Consider the following 20,448-nt stretch of genomic DNA (forward strand, 5'->3'; position numbering starts at 1 on the left):
AAAACTTAATGGTAGTCTCTAAAGCTATGTCTACTTGTCTCGATTAATAATATAATCCAAAAAGTGCTTCAAAAAAGTTGTATCTCGTGGCACGTCATGTAATGATTCCATCGCAACACAGTAATTTTCCCACATCTCTTTTTTGGCATCTTCAACCCCTAATATAGAAACGAAAGTAGAGCTGTTATTTTCGGAATCCTTCCCAACGGTTTTCCCTAACAAAGCTGTATCTCCTTCTACATCAAGGAGGTCATCTTTAATCTGAAATGCAATACCTGCATGGCGTGCAAACTTTTTCAATGCTTCAATTTCTAATTCGCTAGTATTGGCAAGGATTGCAGGCATTAGAATAGATGCTTCAAATCCAAGTCCTGTTTTGTAGAAGCACATGTTATTTAATTGGTCCAAAGATAATTGTTCGCCTTTTGAATTTAAGTCCATTGCCTGACCTCTACACATATCGGCCGTCACTTGGGCAGAATACTGGATGAGTTTCAACACAGCTTTCGAATCGAACTGATCCAATGTCGTTTGCTCCCAAATAGCTTTCTGAGTCAAGAAAAGTCCTGTTAACTCTGCGATGGAAACATTATAAACCTCATGGAGGGTAGGCCGACCTCTGCGGAGTGAAGCATTATCTTGAGATGGAAGATCGTCAAAAATGAGAGAAGCTGTATGCATATACTCTAATGATTTTAAAAGTGGTTCTAGCTCTGAGCTTTTTAACCCATATGCATTGACTCCCATAAACCAAGTGACTATTGGTCTTAAACGTTTTCCATCACCTTGTAGACTGTAATTCGCAGCATCTATAATGGAATCAGGCGACTTATCAGGTTTTGAGAGATCTAGAACTTCGTTAATCTGATTCCGGACAGTTTTGGCGTTTTCTATAAATTCTTCCTGTCCCTGTCTATTATTTTTCAAGCTTGTAATCATATGGTCACGCAGCAGCTTATCGAAGAAATCTACATCATCTGCTTTTCGAACCATCTCTTGGATTAGTTTATTGAAAGTAGGGTTTCCAGAAGCAAAAAGGTTCATTATCTCCTTATATTTTCCGGAACCTACCCGCTCCTTAAATCTTTTAAGACCGTTGATAGCTCGGTCTAAAATAACTTCACGCGTCATTTGATCCGAATCATAAACATGATGAATCAAATTAGAGATTACTGTCCAGTACATTTCAAATGGATTTATGAGATCTGGCCGTTTATCGTGATACTTCAAGTAATATGTGTAGGGAGTTACCGCCCCTTCCTCCATATCATCAAACATATCTGCAAAATCATCCGCAAGTTGATTGTAGATTCCGTAAAAAAATGTTCGAGTGTCAAAACCTTCATCCTCAGAAGCACCAATTACAGAACGAACAATCAATCGAGAAGATGCAGATTTTAGAATGACTGGTATATAAAGCTCCTCATTCGTATATTCTGGATAAGCCAAATCATATTTGCGATCCACTTCTTGAGAGTTGAAAAACACATAAGATTGCTCGAAAAAGTTATTTCTTGTCTCTGGTCGCTGATGTTCCTTAATATATTCAAATGCTTCACTAAGTTCTGAGTGAATATAACCAATCAGTTCCGCATTTTCCCCTTTCCAATCACCTAGTTCGGGAACTATTCCCGTAGTAAGGGTAGTGCGTATCAGATTAGCATATTGTTTTTCTTCGTCTACTGTTAGAATTTTAGCATCTAGAAGATCGTCAATAAATGGATACGTAAGTCCATAGGAAAACCCTAGCCTTATCGCTTTATCAAGCCTATACTTTCGCTCTTCTGGAGAAACATCCCCATTCATTTCTTCTATTTCTTGCATGATTACCCCTGCAATGATTTTAATAAGTTTTCGTTGGGCATGCTCAGCCTCCATCCCTGTAGGAATACTAGCGGATACATTTTTTAACTTATTGATCAGCCAGATGAAAGTCGATTCCACGCCTTCTTTCTGAGCCAGGCGATACAAGGCAGTCATATTGAACATTTCACTATCATTCTCTCGATCTGTTGCGGAAGAGATAAGATGAGTTTTCAAACTTTCCACTACATTTCGGATTCGACTTTCCGTTTCTGGAGAATTCAACGCTTTTCCTAAATCTCTCATAAATATATATGAAATACTTCGATTCAGATAATTATCTAATTTCCCTGTATAATTTAGCCACTTTATATAACTGTGATATCCACTCGCATTAGCTTTTCCTTTCCCCCTGGAAAACAGAGAAAGTATTGAATGGTGTCGTATATGATTATGTTTCCACAAATGTATATCTTCTGTAAGAACTTTCACATATGTCTTCTGTTGAACCTGCGTATAAAGTGATTGAAAATAATGATTGGCCTTCTCTTCTGCCTGCTTGTAACAAGCATCGGTATTAATGATTAATTCTTTGTTCATATCATTACTCACCTTCACTTCTTATTTATAAATTCCACTCCAATTACTATTATAATTATAACATTCAACGTATGGATGATTTACTTTAAGCTACAGAATTATTCCTCTTTCTATTTCTATGAGTCAAACCGCTGCTTCATAATCGAAAAATAAGAAAAACCTGTTTCAAATGTTATCGAATGCCTTGGGCGGCTGCTTTAAGCTATATTATTTTCTGGCTAATTTTGGAGGGGTGGTCATGACTCATGTCACGACCACCCCTCCTTTTCCGTTCATCTTATGGCATTAAACTGTCCATCTTCTACTATTGAATACTTGGAATTTTACAGGTTAATGTAAAAGTTTCCTTTTCATTTAAAAAATCTAAATATCCTTGTTGTTCTTTAATAATATTTTGAATAATAGAAGTACCAAGTCCATCATGGGAAGATTTAGTTGTTATGCCCACCGTTTGAAATAATTGATCTGCAATATGTGGAGAGAGTGGTAACGTACTATTCTTACAAGTTAATATGTAAAGACCACTTCGTTTTTGCAAAGTCATTTCAATATAGCCTTGCATGCCACTTTGTTGTTGCCATTCCTCACACGCATCTAAAGCATTTTCCAAAATGTTACCTACCAATGCAACCACTTTAGGAGTAGGCAAAGGCAATTTAGAACAGGGTAGATCGAAGTGATAGTTGAGAGTTATATTGGCATCGTGAGCACGTTTATAAATGCTGTGTAATATAGCGGCCACTGCACCATGCTCTCCTTTAATAGATAAGTTTGTTTCCTCATATCCATCAATTAATACTTCCATATATTCCTTTACCTCTTTCGATGTTTGCTTTTCCAGCAAATAATGAATAGCTGTTATATGCTTTAAATAGTCATGTCTTTCATTTCTAAGAGTTTGGAAAGTTTGGTTGAATTTGTCTTGTTGAACATCCGTTGCAGCTATTTTTTCACTAATCATGTTCTTTGTTTTACTATCTTTCACGCTGTATAGAAATAACGCGGTACTACTGCATAATACACAAATATATGCTAACGAAGGTTCACTAAATATATACACGCCAATTAATAATAGTTGAATACTCCAGGTTTCATCCAGTATTACGTATTTATAAGTATAGATGCTGATGATAAGCCCTATTAGTCCTGCTATCCAGAATGATGATACTGCTTGTAAAAATAAAATCATATGTAATATGCACAAAGCACTATATAAAAAGCGTCTTCCCATAAATCTCACCTCAGAAATAATTTCGTTGAAGTATTCCAATATTTTCCTTAGTAATCATTGCCTTTTCTTCTATATTCTCAAAGGAAACAAGGTAGGAATTTTTTGCATATAAGGAGAAGTTCATAATAAAAAGAATATTAATAATAAAGGAACGATGAGATCTTAAAAATGAACGCTCCCTTAATTCACCTTCTAATTCATTTAGAGTTTGATAGGTTTTGACCTGACCATTTCTTGTATGAATCATTGTTGAACGTCCCGTACGTTCGATGAAAATAATATCTTGTTTTTGAATAATATGAATATCATTTTTTTGTTTAATATATAGACGCCCAGTCATTTCCGATTTATACTGTTTCATCATTAAACGTTCAATTGATTGGATGAGGCGATCTTTTGTATATGGCTTCATAATGTAGTCGTGTACATTAATTTCAAAAGCATGTACAGCATAACCACTATTCGCTGTTACAAAAATAACAGAGATATTAAGTGCATGTGAATGGATAATGTCAGCTAGTTCATAGCCTGTGAGGTCTGGCATCTCAATATCAGCAATAAGTAAATCAACGGATTGCTTTTTGATTTCTTCATAAGCTGTTGTCGCAGAAGTTGTCGCAAAAACTATCTCAACCTTTTCAATCATTGCGATAATCCCTTGTAATTTATCTAAATCTATTTGTCTGTCATCAACTAGTCCTACTCTCATATTATCTCCCCTTATACCTTATTAATTTTACACTAAAATGAATTTTCTGGCATAAGTTACTTTGTTTTACCCGTTTGGCGACCTCAAATGGCTCTTTCGCGACATCTTCGCAGACAGCCACTGCTTTCCTTAGTAAGATAAAGACAATAAATAACAGAGGTGAAAAATATGATCCATATACAAGAAGTAACAAAGCAGTTCTCTGAAAAAAAGAAGTACGTAACAGCTTTAAAGCATGTTTCTTTAAAAATTGAAGAAGGTGAAGTTCTCGGACTACTTGGTGAAAATGGAGCTGGGAAAACAACTTTACTCCGTTCAATCGCTACACTCATTCAACCCTCGAGTGGTGAAATTCAAGTTGATGGCTTTGATACAGTGAAAGAATCTGATGAAGTAAAAAAAAGACTCGGAGTATTATTCGGAAGTGAGACAGGTTTGTACGATCGTCTAACAGCAAGAGAGAACCTAGAATACTTTGCCTCCTTGTATGGCTTAGGCGCACATGAGACAAAAGTGCGTATTGAAAAGCTAGCAAAAACTTTTGGTATGCGCGACTACTTAGATCGTAGAGTAGGTAGTTTTTCGAAAGGAATGCGACAAAAAGTAGCCATTGCACGAACGATTCTGCATGATCCCGATATTATTCTTTTTGATGAACCGACTACAGGTCTTGATATTACATCTTCGAGTGTATTTCGCCAACTCGTTCATCAGCTAAAAGGGGAAGGCAAAACGATTATATTCTCTAGTCATTATGTAGAAGAAATAACCACGCTTTGCGATCGAGTGGCAATGATTCATAAAGGTGAATTAGTATATGAAGGAACTCTTGAAGAACTTTATAGAGAAGAAAATAACCAGGACTTAAACTATATCTTTATGAGTAAGTTAGTGCGAGGAGGACAAAAGGATGCTTAATATTTTAAAAAAAGAATTGAAAGATAGTTTTCGAGATCGTAGAACTTTACTTCTTACAGTATTGCTTCCATTGGTACTCATGAGTGCACTTGTGTTCTTCTATGAAAATTTATTAGCTAGTGATGAAGATGAAACTTACGGGATTGTCGTAAATGAAGAGCAACTTGAATTCGCAAAGCAATTACTCACTTCTTATGACAATATGGAAGTGACAGGTGTTGCAAATGTGGAAGAAACTATTGCGAATGGCGATGCAATAGCTGGAGTAATAATTCCATCTGACTTTGAACAACAAATAACAACCGAGAATACACCAACTATTCAAGTACTTGGTGATTTATACAGTCAAAAAAGCGCGCTTGCAGCTAGTTATATTGAGTCTGCATTTGGACAATATAATCAACAAATTGTTGCGGAACGTTTACAACAAAATAAATTAGATAGTGAACTATTAACACCCTTTACAATTCAACAAGTTCAAACGGTGGAAGGTGATTCATCTATGATGTTAATTGCATTCTTAGTTCCGTTAATGTTATCGGTTGCAGTAGGTATAGGAGTTGGCCCATCAGCTTCGGATTTAGTCGCTGGTGAAAAAGAACGTCGGACAATGGAAGCTTTATTGATGACTCCAGTGAACCGTAGTGCTCTATTATTAGGAAAATGGATAACCATGGTGATTATAGCAAGTTTGACAGGCATCATTACCTTGCTCATTGTCACAGTGGAGATTATATTCTTTACTGAGAAATTAAAGGAAGGTTTGGCATTTGAAAACAATGAAGCAATATGGATAGCAGTGGTAGCACTATTAGTAATAATAGCCTTTGCTGCACTTATGGCATCTGCCCTAATGGTAACAAGTATTTTAGCGAAAACGGTAAAAGAATCTCAAAGTTATGGAACACCAGTGACAATGATTGTTATGTTGCCAGCGTTACTTACGTCAAGTTTAGGGTTAAATGAATTATCAACTATACATTTTGTAGTGCCCCTAATGAATTTATTTACAATCTTCAAAGAGTTATTTTTTGGTGTGTTGAATGTAGAACATATTTTACTGACACTAAGCAGTAATATTCTATTAGCAATTATTATTTTCTTTATCGGGCGTGTGCTATTTATGAAAGACCGTTGGATTTTATCTAACTGACAACTTATTACCGTCTTCAAAAAAAGCACCATGAACTGCAGCTCATTCGGCTCACAGTTCATGGTGCTATTGTACTTTTTGGGGGTTACTTTCTACACTCTATAGAAAATTGTCTTAATTACTTTCAACTTCACCAGCTGATTCCCATCTATCTATTTCTGCACGAACAATTGGTGCCACTTCTTTGCCAAGTAGTTCAATTGCTTTCATCACGTCTTCATGAGGCATTGATCCAACTGGTACATGCAGCATAAAGCGAGTAATACCCACATTTTTACGTAAGAAAATAATCTTTTCAGCTACTGTCTTCACATCTCCAACGTATAAAGCACCTTCCAAGCTACGTGCATCATCGAATGTCGAACGAGTATACGGACCCCATCCGCGCTCTCTTCCTATAACGTTCATTGCTTGCTGTGTTGGTGCGAAAAATTTTTCTACTGCAATATCCGTAGATTCTGCCACAAACCCGTGCGAGTGCGATGCAACCGTTAACTTCGATAAATCATGTCCTGCTTGAGTCGCGGCTTTCTTATACAGTTTCACAAGTGGCTCAAACTGGAGTGGGCTACCTCCGATAATTGCCAACACTAGTGGCAATCCAAGGAATCCAGCTCGAGCAACAGATTGCGGTGTTCCACCGCTCGCAATCCAAACGGGAAGTGGGTCTTGTACGGGACGTGGATAAACCCCACGATTCTGAATCGCAGCTCGATGCTTACCACTCCATGAAACCATTTCAGACTCACGTATTTTTAAGAGTAAATCTAACTTTTCTTCATACAATTCATCATAATCCTTTAAATCATATCCAAAGAGTGGGAAAGATTCGATAAAGGAACCGCGCCCTGCCATGATCTCTGCTCGACCATTGGAAATAGCGTCTAATGTAGAAAATTCCTCAAATACTCGTACTGGATCATCCGATGAAAGTACTGTTACAGCACTAGTTAGTCTTATATTCTTCGTCCGTGACGCAGCTGCAGCCAGAAGAACAGCGGGCGCGGAAGCCGCGTAATCCTTGCGATGATGTTCTCCTACACCGAATACATCTAGCCCAACTTCATCTGCTAATACTATTTCTTCCACAACCTCACGAATACGCTCCGCATGGCTAATTACTTTTCCAGTTTTTACATCTGGAGTGGTTTCCACAAACGTTGTTATACCAATTTCCACTTAATTTTTCCCCCAATCATTATTGCGTTCAATTGTTTATATAAGGATGCTTTCGGCCTTAATGATACCTTATTATCCTATTTATATTCAATTTATCAGTTTCATTGGAGAAAGAGGATTTTGGAAAGATATTCTGTTTCACGGGTAAAAATAACTCGAGAGAGAGTATGTAAGGAACCATCTGCTAGTATTCAATAGAGTGAACGCCAGTAATACTCAGTAACCCTTGTCCTCAAGCATCCTCTCTCTTCTTCACTTCACTCATTAAATAATCGACAAACAGATCATCCCTTACTAAAGCTGCCTCATAGTTTCTCTTTAAGAAACGTTCGCCATCTTCAAAGCTTGTAAAGGTTTGTTCTAATTCGATTTTATTTTTTTCGAGAATCCAATCTTGATCATTTTTAGAATATAAGATGAACGTGTCATTATTTCTATTTTTATAAAACGAACCGAAAGCCGATTGTTTCAAATTATACTGATTTCTTTTTGCATCTTCTGGTATTGAGGACAGATGGAAAGTGTCCAAAACAAATAACTTATATGCTTCCTCCGTTAAAGTACATCCTGATGCTTTTTGATGTCCTCCGCCGCCGAACTGTCCAGCAACTTCAGAAACATCGACATGATCATAAATTGTACGAAGAGAAATTCTTTTTCCTCCCATGATTACAATTGCGATGTAATCGAGATGTGGAAACTCTTTGCCAAGTTCATTACCTAACTCCGAATGATACGTTTCTGCATAGACCACCCCAGCAATATGGTCTCCCACTTTTGCCTGTACAATCTCTCTTTTCTTGCGACGAATATAGCGATCAATCTTCTCGGATTCCATTTTCAATATTTTCTTTTCAAATTCATCAAAATCAAAATGGTCACTCGTACGAAGTCGTTCCATTATTTTTTCTTCAAATTCTTCCATCGATATTAAATAGAACAATGAGTTTAGGGAATGTGCCTGATGATTCCCGTTCTTTTCCCATTCCCATGTATCATACTGTCTAACTAATTCTACAAATTCTGTTACTGCAGCAGTTGGTTCCAATAATTTGTTGGATACAAGGTACTCATATAATAAGGATGTGGCAGAAGTTAATTTGCCTTCCTGATCTTCCACTAAAATATATCCCCATTCATAATCATTAAAGTGCAACGCTGATTTATGATGATCGATTAGTTGTACCTTCCCATTTGCATTGTAAAAATCATTTAATTTTTTTTCATTATCCCCGTTCGGCGTCAAATCCGTTACGAATAAAAATGTATCAGGTTCATCATTTTCTAAAAAATATTCAATCTCCCGATTAAGAGATGAAATCGAATTATAGCGCACCTTTACATTCTCACCAAATGCTAGCTTTGCTAAAATACCACATCCGACACCATCTAAATCATTATGGGACAATAATTTATACATTCTCTTCACCTCTTATATAGTATGGTTTTTACATACGAAACTTATTAATAAACTAATTTAAAAGTTATTTGGGTCAACTTCAAATTACTTTTATCAATATAAAATTGGACTCCGTTGATTGTAGCGCAAGGTGGCGACTCCAGTGACGAGGAGTGAAGCCATATCCGCGGAAAGCGTCCACCTGGAGTGAAGATCAACTTTGACGGATTTTACTACTTAATATTTATTTTACAGGTAAACTGTTGCAATAGTATTAAAAGTCATGTATTATTTTAATAATTAAATATTCTCTTATTTCAATTATATTTGAAGTAAGGATAGAGGCGCAAAAACCATTAGTACACAATTAGAGGATAATGAGATCCTAGGACATTTGTGGAAAGGGGAATTTGCCGAAGTTGAAAGAATCTCATTTTTCTTGAAGCTGGTTCAGCTGTTGAACAAACACTGAATTGTCATATAGGAGACTATATGGAGGGCTATCTTACGCACAGAAATATTACTCTATTTCTACTGCAACAACGAGCCCTCGTTGTTGCTTTTTCGCGTTTACTTAACTTGACTACCAAACAAATATCAAGTTAAGCCTCCGGTGGATGTCACAGACTTTGGAGTTAATTGCGCTAGCGCAATTCAAAATCTGGACGCAATTACACCGAAGTGTAATTGATGAAGCCCTTCTCCCTGAATTTTTAATAATAAATTATAGGATGTGGAGAAGTTATGAATTTCGGACAAATATTAACGGCTATGGTTACTCCTTTTGATCATAATGAGGATATAGATTTTCCAGCTACAAGAAACTTAATAAATTACTTAATCTCCAATGGAACACAAGGTTTGGTTGTGTCTGGAACAACCGGAGAGTCTCCGACGTTAACTGATGAAGAAAAAGTACAGCTGTTTAAATTTACAGTTGAAGTTGTGAATGGTAGAGTGCCGGTTATTGCTGGAACCGGCTCATATAGCACAAAAGCTTCTATCAATTTAACAAAACAGGCTACTGATGCTGGTGTCGATGGTATTATGCTTGTTGTTCCTTATTATAACAAACCATCTCAAGAAGGCTTGTACCAACACTTCCAAACAATTGCTGCAACAACATCATTGCCGATTATGCTATACAATATTCCAGGTCGAAGCGTGGTCAACATGTCATTAGATACCGTCATCCGACTTTCTGAGATTCCGAATATCGTTGCTATCAAAGAAGCGGGCGGCAATTTGGACACTATGTCTGAGATTATTAGTAATACTCGTGAGGACTTTTCGCTGTATAGTGGTGATGACGGTTTAACAATTCCGGTACTATCAATTGGTGGAACGGGTGTTATTTCCGTAGCTTCGCATATTATAGGAAATGAAATGCAAGCAATGATCGCAAAGTTCAATAATGGCAATGTAAGAGAAGCTGCAATGGATCATCGCAGACTATTGCCTGTCATGAAAGCATTATTTGCAGCCCCAAATCCTACACCTGTTAAAACAGCATTGAATTTAAAAGGTGTTCCCGTGGGTGGAGTTCGCCTACCTATGGTTCCTTTAAATGCTGAGGAGCTTACTACTTTAAAGGAAGTATTAACTACACTACCAGAAGGCGTAAAGTCTTAAAAAGAGCGAATTCCAACTACTGGAATTCGCTCTTTTTTAATTTAACTTCTATATTTAACCGCTAAGCCTTTAAGGAATTTGCGCGCAAAATTGTCTCCGCATTCTTTATAATTACGATGACCTGGTTTTCGTAAAATAGCTCCAAGCTCACCTTTTGAAACTACAATACCACCATCATGCAACACATCTAGCATATCTTCTGTTGTTAATTGTAGAGCTACTTTAAGCTTTTTCAACAGCATATTATTCACGTGATCCTTCTGCTGTACAACTGGCTCCGTATCTGCTGGCTGTTCCGGTTTTGGATCCTGCTTGCCTCTTTTATGTGTGATTAGTCCATTCAAAAACGATTCTAACATTTTATTATTACACTTTATGTGGTTTTCATCCTCTACTACTTCTTCCTCTTCACTTTCCTCTTTTGCTTTGGTAAGAATTTTGAGAACTTCCTCTTTAGTTACTTCCATACCGCCAAGTTTAAATACCTCTACCATATCCTTATTCTTTATATCAAGGGCATATCTCAATCTGATTAATATATCATTATTTTCCATTTATAAACCTCCCAATGTCCGCATAAGTAGATATCATACGGAACTAATCATTACTAGAATAGCACAATGTGAGCTAGTATAAAAAAACTGGAAGAGAAATTTTTCATTTTCTCCACCAGTTTGATTTCATTTGCCTATGAATTGAAATCATATATTTGACCTTTTATCAAATAAGCTGTGCTTTCAGCGATATTCGTAATATGGTCTGCTGTTCTCTCTAAAAAGCGATTAACAAATAATAATTGTACAAGCTGACTTGTTTCTTCTGGATGTTCACTTAGATAAGCAGTAAGTTTTTTATATGTCTCTCTACTATATTGATCTACATTGTCCTCTAAATCTCCCACTTCTTTAGCAAGCAGGATATTTTCCTCTAAGAATGATTGTAATGCTTTTCGAAGCATTTCGATCGATATATCTTTCATCTTTTCTAGATGGGTAATATCTAGTAAAGATTCAGTATTGCCGATTTTAATCGTTGCTTTTGCAATATTTACAGCAAAATCTGCGACCCGTTCAATTTCAGATGAAATTTTAAGGACACCAATTATTTCACGTAAATCTCTGGAAACAGGTGATTCTTTCGCTATCATCCATATGGAGAACTGATTTACTTCTATTTCAAGATTATCAATCGCTGTATCTCCTTCAATTACTTTTAGAGCAATCTCCACATCCTGTGTTTTTAACGCCTTAAAAGATTTTTCTAGAGCGACAACTGAGAGTTCACCCATTTCGATAATCTTACTCTTTAGTTCTTCTAAATTATTTTCAAAGTTTACACGAATACCCATTGGTAACCTCCTATTATCCAAATCGACCTGTAACATAGTCTTCTGTTCTCTGATCCTGTGGGGTGGAGAAAATATTATCTGTATCATCGTATTCTACTACTTCTCCATTTAAGAAAAATGCGGTTTTATCGGAGATTCTAGCAGCCTGTTGCATGTTATGTGTCACAATAACAATTGTATAATCTTCTTTCATATTGGTGATTAGTTCTTCTATTTTTAGAGTAGAAATCGGATCTAATGCGGAAGTAGGCTCGTCCATTAAAATAATATCAGGTTTCATCGCTATTGCACGAGCAATACATACACGTTGTTGCTGACCACCTGACAATCCTAGGGCCGATGTTTTAAGACGATCTTTTACTTCATCCCAAATTGCTGCACTACGTAAACTTTCTTCTACAATTATATTTAATTCTTTTTTGTTTTTAATACCTTGCATTTTTGGTCCGTAAGCCACGTTGTCATAAATACTCATAGGAAATAGATTTGGTTTTTGAAATACCATTCCTACCTTCGTTCTGAGTTTGATAACATCATTAGATTTATAAATATCTTCATGATCAATGACAATTTCTCCTGTAATTTTCACACCATCGATTAAATCATTCATACGATTTAGTGTGCGTAAAAAAGTAGATTTCCCACAGCCAGATGGACCGATTAAAGCTGTAACCTCTTTTTCCTGAATAGCAAGATCGACTCCAAATAATGCTTGTTTCTCGCCATAAAATAAATTTAAATCTCTTACATTGATTATAGTTGCTTCTTTACTTTGCTCCATATGCTAAAATACCTTCCCTACGTAATTTATTTGGTCATTAGCTCTGCATGTTCAATTACTGTGGACTTAACATACTCTTATTTATTTGTAGCTCTGTTAAATTTTTTCGAAATATATGTTGCCGAAAGGTTAATTGCTAATATAATTACGATTAAAACTATACCTACAGCTGCAGCAAGTTCAATATCTCCAGATTCTTGTGTAACTAGATACGAATGTACAGTTAAGGTTCTAGCAGATGATAGAATGCTGTCTGGCATAGCTGCCACGGTTCCAGCAGTTAAGAAGATAGCAGCTGACTCACCAACAATCCTTCCGACTGAAAGGATAATACCAGATAGTATACCTGGCATTGAGCTTGGTAAAATTACTTTATACAGTGTTTGTAATTTTGTTGTCCCAAGCGCTAGTGAACCTTCTCGGTACGAACCTGGAACTGTTTTTAATGCTTCTTCAGTTGTCCGTATAATTACAGGTAATACAATAATCGTTAAAGTTAATGAAGCTGCTAATATCGACATACCTAATTTTAATGTTGTAACAAAGAACACCGCTCCAAACAAACCGTAAATAATAGATGGTATTCCTGTTAAACTTTCTGTTGCAAATCGTATTAGTCTTACTAATCGGCCTTGTTTTGCATATTCCTGTAGATAAACGGCTGCCAATATTCCAATAGGTGTTGCGATGACTAACGAGATAAGGACTGTATATATAGTCGTTACGATCATTGGCCAAATACCACCATCTCCATCTGGAGAATAATCACCAAAGATAAAGTCGAAGCTGATCAAACCAATTCCCTTATAAAAGATAAAACCTACAATCATAACAAGAACGGCAACTGATAAGAAAGCTGATAACCACAAAAGTCCTCGGAGTAAGTTATCTTTAAATTGTCTCATCTTAGTTGCCTCCTTTGGAACTTATTTTTGCTAAAACGAAATTTAGTATTAAGATAAACGAGAATAAAACAATTCCCGTAGCAAATAACATTTCTTGATGAGTACCGAATGCATAACCCATTTCTAAAGCAATATTTGTCGTTAATGGACGCACACTATCTGTTAAGCTAGTTGGCACGATTAAGCTGTTCCCAGCTACTAAGATAACTGCCATTGTTTCTCCAATTGCACGACCAAGACCTAATACAATGGCAGTCATAATACCAGATTTTGCTGCTGGTACAATAACTTTAAAAATTGTCCCAATTTGCGATACCCCGAGAGCTAGTGATCCTTCACGATATGTTTGCGGCACTGCACGAATGGCAGTTTCAGCAACCGTTACAATGGTTGGTAACATCATGATTGCTAGCACTAGAATAACTGCGATTAGGCTTTGCCCTTTCACTAAACCGAAAGTATTTTGTAAAAATGGAACAATGATAGCAAGTCCAAACACACCATATAACACTGATGGAATACCTGCTAGCAATTGTACTGCTGGTGAAATAATCTTTGCTAATCGTTCTGAGGCAATTTCAGCTAAGAAAATAGCTGTAAATAGACCAATAGGAACTCCAATGATTAAAGCTCCAATTGTCGCAAAAATAGATGCAACAATCATTGGGAATATACCGAATTTATCTTCACTCGGTACCCAATCACTACCAAATATAAAATCTATAAAGCTATAGCCCTCCGCTACAAATGGATGGGCACCTTTATAAAATACAAATCCAATGATTAACAATAAAGTGATTACGGAGAGAAGTGCACAAATTAAGAATAGTCTTTGGGACACCTTCTCTAACATATACTTTCTCTTGTTTGCTTTGCCGATTTCGACGGACTGCTTGTTAGTTGTTGGGATAGACACTCTTATTCCTCCAAAAGTAAGTCAAAAGTTTATGTTGTTGTCTTCCTAATTCATCTATATCTACTTTATAGGGATAGCTCCTGCTTCTGCTGCAATGAGTTGTCCTTCTTCACTTAGTATAAAATCTATAAATTGCTGTCCCGCCTCAGTTAATTGTCCTTCTTTATAGACAAACAAGAATGGCCTAGACAAGCTGTATTTTTTTTGTAAAACATTTTCTGCTGTAGCTTCTACACCATTAATGTCAATTGTTGAAATGTTCTCATCAATATATTCAAAAGAGATAAAACCAACTGCATGTTTATTGTTAGCAACTGTTGTTTTAATATTTCCATTACCACTTGCAATGATCGAGTTTCTGATTAACTCTCCAGAGCTATATTCTACTATTTCTTGAAAGGCATCACGTGAACCTGATCCGTCCTCGCGAGAAACCACTACAATTTCTAAGTCATCCCCACCGAGTTCACTCCAGTTTGTTATTTCCCCAGTAAAAATCTGTTTAACCTGCTCCATCGTTAAATCTTTTACTTTATTACTTGGATGAGTTACTACTACAATTCCATCATAAGCAATAATTACTTCATTCAATCCACTTGCAACTTCTTCTTCTTTTAAATCACGCGAAGACATTCCTATCTCCGACACCCCACTAATAGCGTTTGTAATTCCCGCTGAGGAACCAATTTGATTTATCTCGATATTCGTGTTGTCTTTCTCTGTATATTTTGCTGCTAATTTTTCAGCTAGAGGTCCTACGGAAGTAGATCCGGAAATAGATACTGTTGCATTATTACCACTTGACTCTGTAGTATCCTTGTTATTGTTTGAACATGCTGTTAATACAGTAAGTATAGACAGCAGTAACAATCCTATTTTCACTTTATTCAAGCTAATCATTTCTTACCTCCAAGAAAATAAGTTATGTCTGTTCTATGACGTATTTTGTCTAATTATAGAATAAAGGCAGAGTGTAAATTTTTAATACTACAATTGTAAAGCTTTTGTAAATTTAATTAAAAACAAGTCAGTCTATTTTAAATATTTATAAAACTCACTTTAGAATTACTTAGGATGAGTCTAAATCAGTACTATATTACTTTCCATTTATTTCAAAGTTATTCTATAGAGTACAACATTAAAATTGGAAATTACACTTTCAAATGTTTCATACTTTCATCCATTGATTTTCGTTGCGTTGGGTGATAAATGGCTTATATGCTCTAGGTATGCAGTAACTTTGACATCCTCTTCTCTGGAATATTCATAACCTAATCCTTCAGCTACAAATATAGCTGTGGTACGAAATAGAACTAACATTGCAAATAATGCTCTCCACATATCTTTATAACTTCCATCAGCATAAGTGGAGAGTAGTTCTTGCCAATTCTCTTCGGATAGGTACTTCTCCAAGTACTTACCAAATTTACCTATACTGACGGAGTAAGAGTGTTCAATACCAACCTTCCATTCGAGCATCTTTAACAGCATCGGTCTCATAATATTATTTAAATGCTCCGCTGCGTAAAGAATTTCACTTCTCCACAAGCCCTTCGCCACATATGTAGATACCCACCAAAACTCGTTACAGCAATCGGAGAAGAATTCGGCAGAAGGACGTTTTACCCAATAATCCTTGTCTGTTGGTGGCAGGAGTTCAGCTAGGTCGTTATCCTTGTCCATTAAAATAACCGTTAACTTATCCTCTTTGTAATATGTATCTTTTTCATCATTCGAAACAAGCGTAAGATCAATACGGTTTCCATCAGTAAACAACATTAGGTAGGAGAACCTACCACCTAAACCTGGCGGAAACATAGACATATTCTCGGGAGTTTGCATAATGATTCGTTCACCGAATACCTCTATCCAATGTGGATCTTCAATGAATGAATTCACATCAGTTACCACATAAACAATATCAAAATCCTGAAACAAGTCTTTTGGAGCATTGGGGTTCGTCCTTGAACCATTTAGCCCTACTGCTCGAATCCTTTCATCATTTGCTGCGTAACCTAAAACTAATTCAAATATTTCATCTGAAGTTCTCATGTTTTTTCTCCTTTAGTAAAAGGTGCCTGTTTCCAAATACAAAATTGTATTAGAAACAGGCACCTTTTTATTTATTGTTGCTCCGCATATTTTTTGAAATTGTTTAAAATTGCCTGCCAACCTTCTTGTTGCATTTCAATTGGATTAGTTGTTTCAGGCTCAAAAACTTCTACCACTTTCGTTTCGTTTTGGTGAGGAATGAATGTAATTTCAACTTTTCTCCCATCCCCTAATGTATAGGAGATGAACTCATAAGAACGCACTTCATCATATAGGCCACCAAAATCAAAGCCAAAGCTTCCATCTTTTGCTTCCATTCTAGAAACAAATTTGCCCCCAGCTCTTAAATCATTTTCAGCGTATGGCGTATGCCATTCTTCCGAGGCATTATTCCAATTTGTTATATGAGCAGGTACTGTCCAATATTCCCATACTTGTTCCACAGGTGCATGTATAATTGCTTCTACTGTTATTAATGAGCGATTAGTATCCATTCTTCCAGCTCCCTTTTTTAATACATTCTTTCTAAATTCGCTGAATCTATCCATTATTCCTTCTAAGTTTCCCCGAACTTAATTGGTTTAAAACAACTTAGACTACCATTTGAGGAATTACCTTATATAACACCATTCGCATCTTTTTAAAGTTTTATTGTTAAGTGTTAATGGTTTACACTACACTTTTAGATTTTTTGCTCATAATTTTTTATATTGCCAGATTGCATTTTATAGTTTCTTAAAACCATACCATTTGTTTTAGTCATTCCAAACGTATCATAATAAGGAACCAAGTCATCGTCGCAACACAAATCAATCATATAAATGTCATTAAGTTCTTTTAGCATGTGATTTACTAATTCCTTGCCTATACCTCTCTTTTTGTATTCTGGTAAAACCTCCAGAAATGGAATATAGGCAGATAAAACGCCATCACTAATCGCAGTAATAAATCCAACTACTTGATTAGAACTTTCATCAATCGCCACAATTACTTTACTGCTTTTATTTAGCATTATTAAGTGAGTCTTGGGACTGGGGGGATTTGGCCAATCTACGAAAAAACCTTCTAACATATCGGTGGAAATATCACTGGTTGTATTTTTGTATTTCATAAATATCATCTCCTTAATGTTATTAACATATTAGAATAGATGATACTTATCAAAAGTAGAGTAACAATAATATGACCTCCCCGTCTATGTAATACTATTTGTTATAATTATACATATACACAAACAAATATTATAGACTCAACTTCATCAGAAAAACCGATCTACCACGCGGAAAGCGTCGACCTGCAACGGAAGTATTCCCGGTGATTTTTATATACTTATCCTAAAACAAAAAAGACGTAGCCCCAGCTTTCCGGGTGAAGCAACGTCTTTTATCCCAATCAGTCATCTCTGTTCAATAAACGATTTCTATGTTTCTCTGCTTCATTTGCTTCCTTTTCCCGGGCTATCTGATCCTTCCGCAATTGTCCGTTTACGCGTGGGTCTTGTAATCGCATAGTACTCCATGCTGAAGGCCCCATTTTTTTACTTACTTTCCGTATTTCATTTCCAAAAAACAACATGTCCATTCCTCCCCCCTATAAATTAATCAAAGAGGACAATATATAACTTCCCCCTCTCTATAAAATATGCAACCACTTAAGGGACACGGAGGTTATGAGCACAGTTAAATATAATTTAGTTAGATTTTCTTTGTAGCCGAACAGTTTTAATAATTCGAGATTAAATTTATAACGTATCCTTTGTCACGAATGTTATTAATATAAATTTTTAATAAAAAAAACTACACTTTTGAGCAGTGTAGTTTTTTTTAAAGTGACATTGACTGACTGTGCCTTGCTAAATATTCTTCCTTCTCTTTATAATCTGGCATAATACTCCCCACTCGTCGCCAAAATGATCGATCATGATTCATATGTGTAATATGACATAACTCATGAATTATTACATAATCGATTACTTCAATGGGAGCCATAGCAAGACGAAAATTAAAGGTAATCTTTTTACCTGAACTACAGCTACCCCATTTAACTTTAGATTCTACAATTTCAATAATTTTAGGTTTTACTTTCAGCTGTTTTTGATATATTTTTATACGTTCCTCGGTAATAGCCTTGCATCTAGTCATATAGAATTTCTTCAGATTTCTTTTAAGTACTTCTTCATTTAAATCACTACAATCTATTAATTCATGAAGAAATCTTTCTTCTCCCATGTATAAGAACTTGCCATTAGCATGATACTCTCTTGCCTGAGGTAATTCTCGAGCTTTTCTAATCTCCTCGAGTTTCTCTAGTATCCATGTACCTTTACTTTCTATTGCTCCATTAATTACTTCTTTACTTGTGTCTTTTGGAGCTTTAACAGTAATGAAACCTGATGAATCTATATGAATAGATAGCTTCTTTCCATTTCCATACTGAACATTAAATTCAATTATCGTATTTTCAACTTTAACTTTCATAACTACCATTAACTTTGTACATTAATTTCCAACCTTTTTTTAATAATATTATTTATTTTTGTCAATTTTGTATTAGAATTTGGCAACTTATTTTCGTCTTCCAATTCAAAGTATAATTCTAAACCTTTAGAGAGCCTCGGAATCCCCTTGCGGCATAATAGGAATCTGCTCCATTATGGTACGTAAAGACAGTATCGTAGCGACTATCACAAAAGATTGCTCCTCCAAGTTTTCTTATATTGTCCGGTGTTTGCACCCAACTTGACGTTTTTAAATCGAAGTTTCCTAGATTCTGCAACTCTCGATACTGTTCCTCTGTTAAAAGTTCAATGCCCATCTCTGTTGCCATATCTAAAGCACAATTCTCTGGTTTATTTTTTTTCCTAGAATCCAATGCCTTACGGTCATAACAAATACTTCTGCGACCTTTAGGGCTTTCTGCTGAACAGTCCATGAAAATATATTCGTTATTCTCGTTATCATAGCCCACTACATCAGGTTCCCCTTCAGTTCTCTCCATTTCATAGAGCGTCCAGAGTTTATCATCATTCGCTTCTAGCTTTGATTGGACACTATTCCACTCCATCCCGTCATGACGGTTCATATTTTTCTCAAAACGGTTCTTCAATATGTCGAGTAATTCCTCACGTTGCTCGTGTGACAACTGCCTATTTTGTTTTGTCATATATATCTCCTCCTAATTTAACTCAAGTCTTATTGAATTTATCTTCACACAGTTTAAACTTCATTTCAAGCTCACGCTAAATGAAGGACACCTCATTTGAAGCAAGGAGATTTAGGTGTTCCCTTTGAAAACTTCATTAAATTCGATACTATATGAGTAGAGTCAAATAGTATTGGAGGAATTAGCATGAAACTTATTGTTTATTTAGCAGGTCAAATTCATGATGATTGGAGAGAAGAAGTTGCACAAAAAGCAAACGCCAAAAATCTTCCTCTCGAATTTGTAGGGCCTCAAACAAACCATGATCGTTCAGACAATATCGGTGAAGAAATTCAAGGAAAACAGCCATCTAACCTTTATAAAGATGATGCTGCATCAGATATTAATAATTTCCGAACACAAGTCTTAATGCAAAAAGCGGATATCGTCATAGCTTTATTCGGGGAGAAATATAAACAATGGAATACTGCAATGGATGCTAGCACGGCTATTGCTATGAACAAGCCGACGATTATTATTAGACCTGAATCATTGACTCACCCACTAAAAGAGCTTTCAAACAAGGCGAATGTAACCGTAGAAACTGTTGATCAAGCGATAGATGTCATCCATTATATTTTTGATTGAAATAAATACACATAAAAAACAGTGAGTACGAAA

At 35.9% G+C, this 20,448-nt stretch carries 21 protein-coding genes and 1 riboswitch; of the genes, 4 read left to right on the forward strand and 17 right to left on the reverse strand.

The features are described from left to right. Positions 1-30: 30 nt before the first annotated feature. From MKX53_RS14740 to MKX53_RS14750, 3 genes are all read right to left on the reverse strand, one after another. Positions 31-2,403, reverse strand: coding sequence for a polyprenyl synthetase family protein (locus MKX53_RS14740; RefSeq protein ID WP_340912190.1), 2,373 nt, complete (start codon positions 2,401-2,403; stop codon positions 31-33). A 304-nt stretch (positions 2,404-2,707) separates the two neighbouring features. Next, complete coding sequence (locus MKX53_RS14745; RefSeq protein WP_340912192.1) at positions 2,708-3,634, reverse strand: sensor histidine kinase; 927 nt, start codon at positions 3,632-3,634, stop codon at positions 2,708-2,710. A gap of 10 nt (positions 3,635-3,644) precedes the next feature. Further along, positions 3,645-4,343, reverse strand: a complete 699-nt coding sequence (locus MKX53_RS14750; RefSeq protein WP_340912193.1) for a LytR/AlgR family response regulator transcription factor — start codon at positions 4,341-4,343, stop codon at positions 3,645-3,647. 168 nt (positions 4,344-4,511) lie between these two features. Here MKX53_RS14750 and MKX53_RS14755 point away from each other — a divergent pair, with 168 nt between their 5' ends. Both MKX53_RS14755 and MKX53_RS14760 read left to right on the forward strand, forming a co-directional pair. After that, the gene (locus MKX53_RS14755) at positions 4,512-5,261 is read left to right on the forward strand and encodes an ATP-binding cassette domain-containing protein (protein ID WP_340912194.1); all 750 of its coding nucleotides are present in this window, start codon (positions 4,512-4,514) and stop codon (positions 5,259-5,261) included. Continuing rightward, positions 5,254-6,414, forward strand: coding sequence for an ABC transporter permease (locus tag MKX53_RS14760; protein ID WP_340912197.1), 1,161 nt, complete (start codon positions 5,254-5,256; stop codon positions 6,412-6,414). The genes MKX53_RS14755 and MKX53_RS14760 overlap by 8 nt, the downstream gene beginning before the upstream one ends. 114 nt (positions 6,415-6,528) lie before the next feature. Here the strand turns inward: MKX53_RS14760 and MKX53_RS14765 are convergent, their stop codons facing one another. Together MKX53_RS14765 and MKX53_RS14770 are read right to left on the reverse strand one after the other, a co-directional pair. Further along, a complete protein-coding gene (locus MKX53_RS14765) occupies positions 6,529-7,593 on the reverse strand; it encodes an LLM class flavin-dependent oxidoreductase (protein WP_340912199.1) in 1,065 nt (354 codons plus the stop codon). 232 nt (positions 7,594-7,825) lie between these two features. Next, entirely contained in the window at positions 7,826-9,013 is a 1,188-nt protein-coding gene (locus MKX53_RS14770) for a DHH family phosphoesterase (protein WP_340912200.1), read from the reverse strand. Positions 9,014-9,323: 310 nt separating this feature from the next. After that, positions 9,324-9,503, forward strand: a riboswitch (Lysine riboswitch). Between the two features lie 233 nt (positions 9,504-9,736). Here MKX53_RS14770 and dapA point away from each other — a divergent pair. Beyond that, positions 9,737-10,624: a 4-hydroxy-tetrahydrodipicolinate synthase gene (dapA, locus tag MKX53_RS14775; protein WP_340912202.1), complete on the forward strand. Its 888-nt coding sequence runs from the start codon at positions 9,737-9,739 to the stop codon at positions 10,622-10,624. 41 nt (positions 10,625-10,665) lie between these two features. On the opposite strand, the gene MKX53_RS14780 is transcribed toward dapA, so the two are convergent. From MKX53_RS14780 to MKX53_RS14835, 12 genes are all read right to left on the reverse strand, one after another. Further along, positions 10,666-11,178: a YehS family protein gene (locus MKX53_RS14780; RefSeq protein WP_340912204.1), complete on the reverse strand. Its 513-nt coding sequence runs from the start codon at positions 11,176-11,178 to the stop codon at positions 10,666-10,668. A 134-nt stretch (positions 11,179-11,312) separates the two neighbouring features. Further along, on the reverse strand, positions 11,313-11,972 hold the full coding sequence (gene phoU / locus MKX53_RS14785; protein WP_340763452.1) for a phosphate signaling complex protein PhoU: 660 nt from the start codon (positions 11,970-11,972) through the stop codon (positions 11,313-11,315). A gap of 13 nt (positions 11,973-11,985) precedes the next feature. Further along, positions 11,986-12,753: a phosphate ABC transporter ATP-binding protein PstB gene (gene pstB, locus MKX53_RS14790; protein WP_340770194.1), complete on the reverse strand. Its 768-nt coding sequence runs from the start codon at positions 12,751-12,753 to the stop codon at positions 11,986-11,988. 77 nt (positions 12,754-12,830) lie between these two features. Next, on the reverse strand, positions 12,831-13,658 hold the full coding sequence (pstA, locus tag MKX53_RS14795) for a phosphate ABC transporter permease PstA (protein ID WP_093538084.1): 828 nt from the start codon (positions 13,656-13,658) through the stop codon (positions 12,831-12,833). Position 13,659: 1 nt separating this feature from the next. After that, positions 13,660-14,574 carry a phosphate ABC transporter permease subunit PstC gene (pstC, locus tag MKX53_RS14800; protein WP_340912207.1) on the reverse strand — a complete coding sequence of 305 codons (915 nt, stop codon included), beginning with the start codon at positions 14,572-14,574 and terminating at the stop codon, positions 13,660-13,662. Positions 14,575-14,634: 60 nt separating this feature from the next. Then, on the reverse strand, positions 14,635-15,474 hold the full coding sequence (locus MKX53_RS14805; RefSeq protein WP_340763457.1) for a phosphate ABC transporter substrate-binding protein: 840 nt from the start codon (positions 15,472-15,474) through the stop codon (positions 14,635-14,637). Between the two features lie 276 nt (positions 15,475-15,750). Then, positions 15,751-16,626 (reverse strand): aminoglycoside 6-adenylyltransferase, encoded by an 876-nt coding sequence (locus MKX53_RS14810; RefSeq protein WP_340912209.1) that lies wholly within the window; start codon positions 16,624-16,626, stop codon positions 15,751-15,753. Positions 16,627-16,697: 71 nt separating this feature from the next. After that, positions 16,698-17,120: an SRPBCC family protein gene (locus MKX53_RS14815; protein WP_340912212.1), complete on the reverse strand. Its 423-nt coding sequence runs from the start codon at positions 17,118-17,120 to the stop codon at positions 16,698-16,700. A gap of 188 nt (positions 17,121-17,308) precedes the next feature. Beyond that, positions 17,309-17,737 carry a GNAT family N-acetyltransferase gene (locus MKX53_RS14820; RefSeq protein ID WP_340912214.1) on the reverse strand — a complete coding sequence of 143 codons (429 nt, stop codon included), beginning with the start codon at positions 17,735-17,737 and terminating at the stop codon, positions 17,309-17,311. Between the two features lie 281 nt (positions 17,738-18,018). Continuing rightward, a complete protein-coding gene (locus MKX53_RS14825; protein WP_217646104.1) occupies positions 18,019-18,201 on the reverse strand; it encodes a hypothetical protein in 183 nt (60 codons plus the stop codon). A 248-nt stretch (positions 18,202-18,449) separates the two neighbouring features. Next, complete coding sequence (locus tag MKX53_RS14830; RefSeq protein WP_093538194.1) at positions 18,450-19,103, reverse strand: M48 family metallopeptidase; 654 nt, start codon at positions 19,101-19,103, stop codon at positions 18,450-18,452. Between the two features lie 118 nt (positions 19,104-19,221). Continuing rightward, complete coding sequence (locus tag MKX53_RS14835) at positions 19,222-19,788, reverse strand: DUF4256 domain-containing protein (protein ID WP_340912216.1); 567 nt, start codon at positions 19,786-19,788, stop codon at positions 19,222-19,224. A 186-nt stretch (positions 19,789-19,974) separates the two neighbouring features. On the opposite strand from MKX53_RS14835, the gene MKX53_RS14840 reads away from it, so the two are divergent. Beyond that, a complete protein-coding gene (locus MKX53_RS14840) occupies positions 19,975-20,415 on the forward strand; it encodes a YtoQ family protein (RefSeq protein ID WP_093538078.1) in 441 nt (146 codons plus the stop codon). Positions 20,416-20,448: the final 33 nt, after the last annotated feature.

The sequence above is a fragment of the Psychrobacillus sp. FSL K6-4615 genome (assembly GCF_038008225.1).
Taxonomy (GTDB): domain Bacteria; phylum Bacillota; class Bacilli; order Bacillales_A; family Planococcaceae; genus Psychrobacillus; species Psychrobacillus psychrotolerans.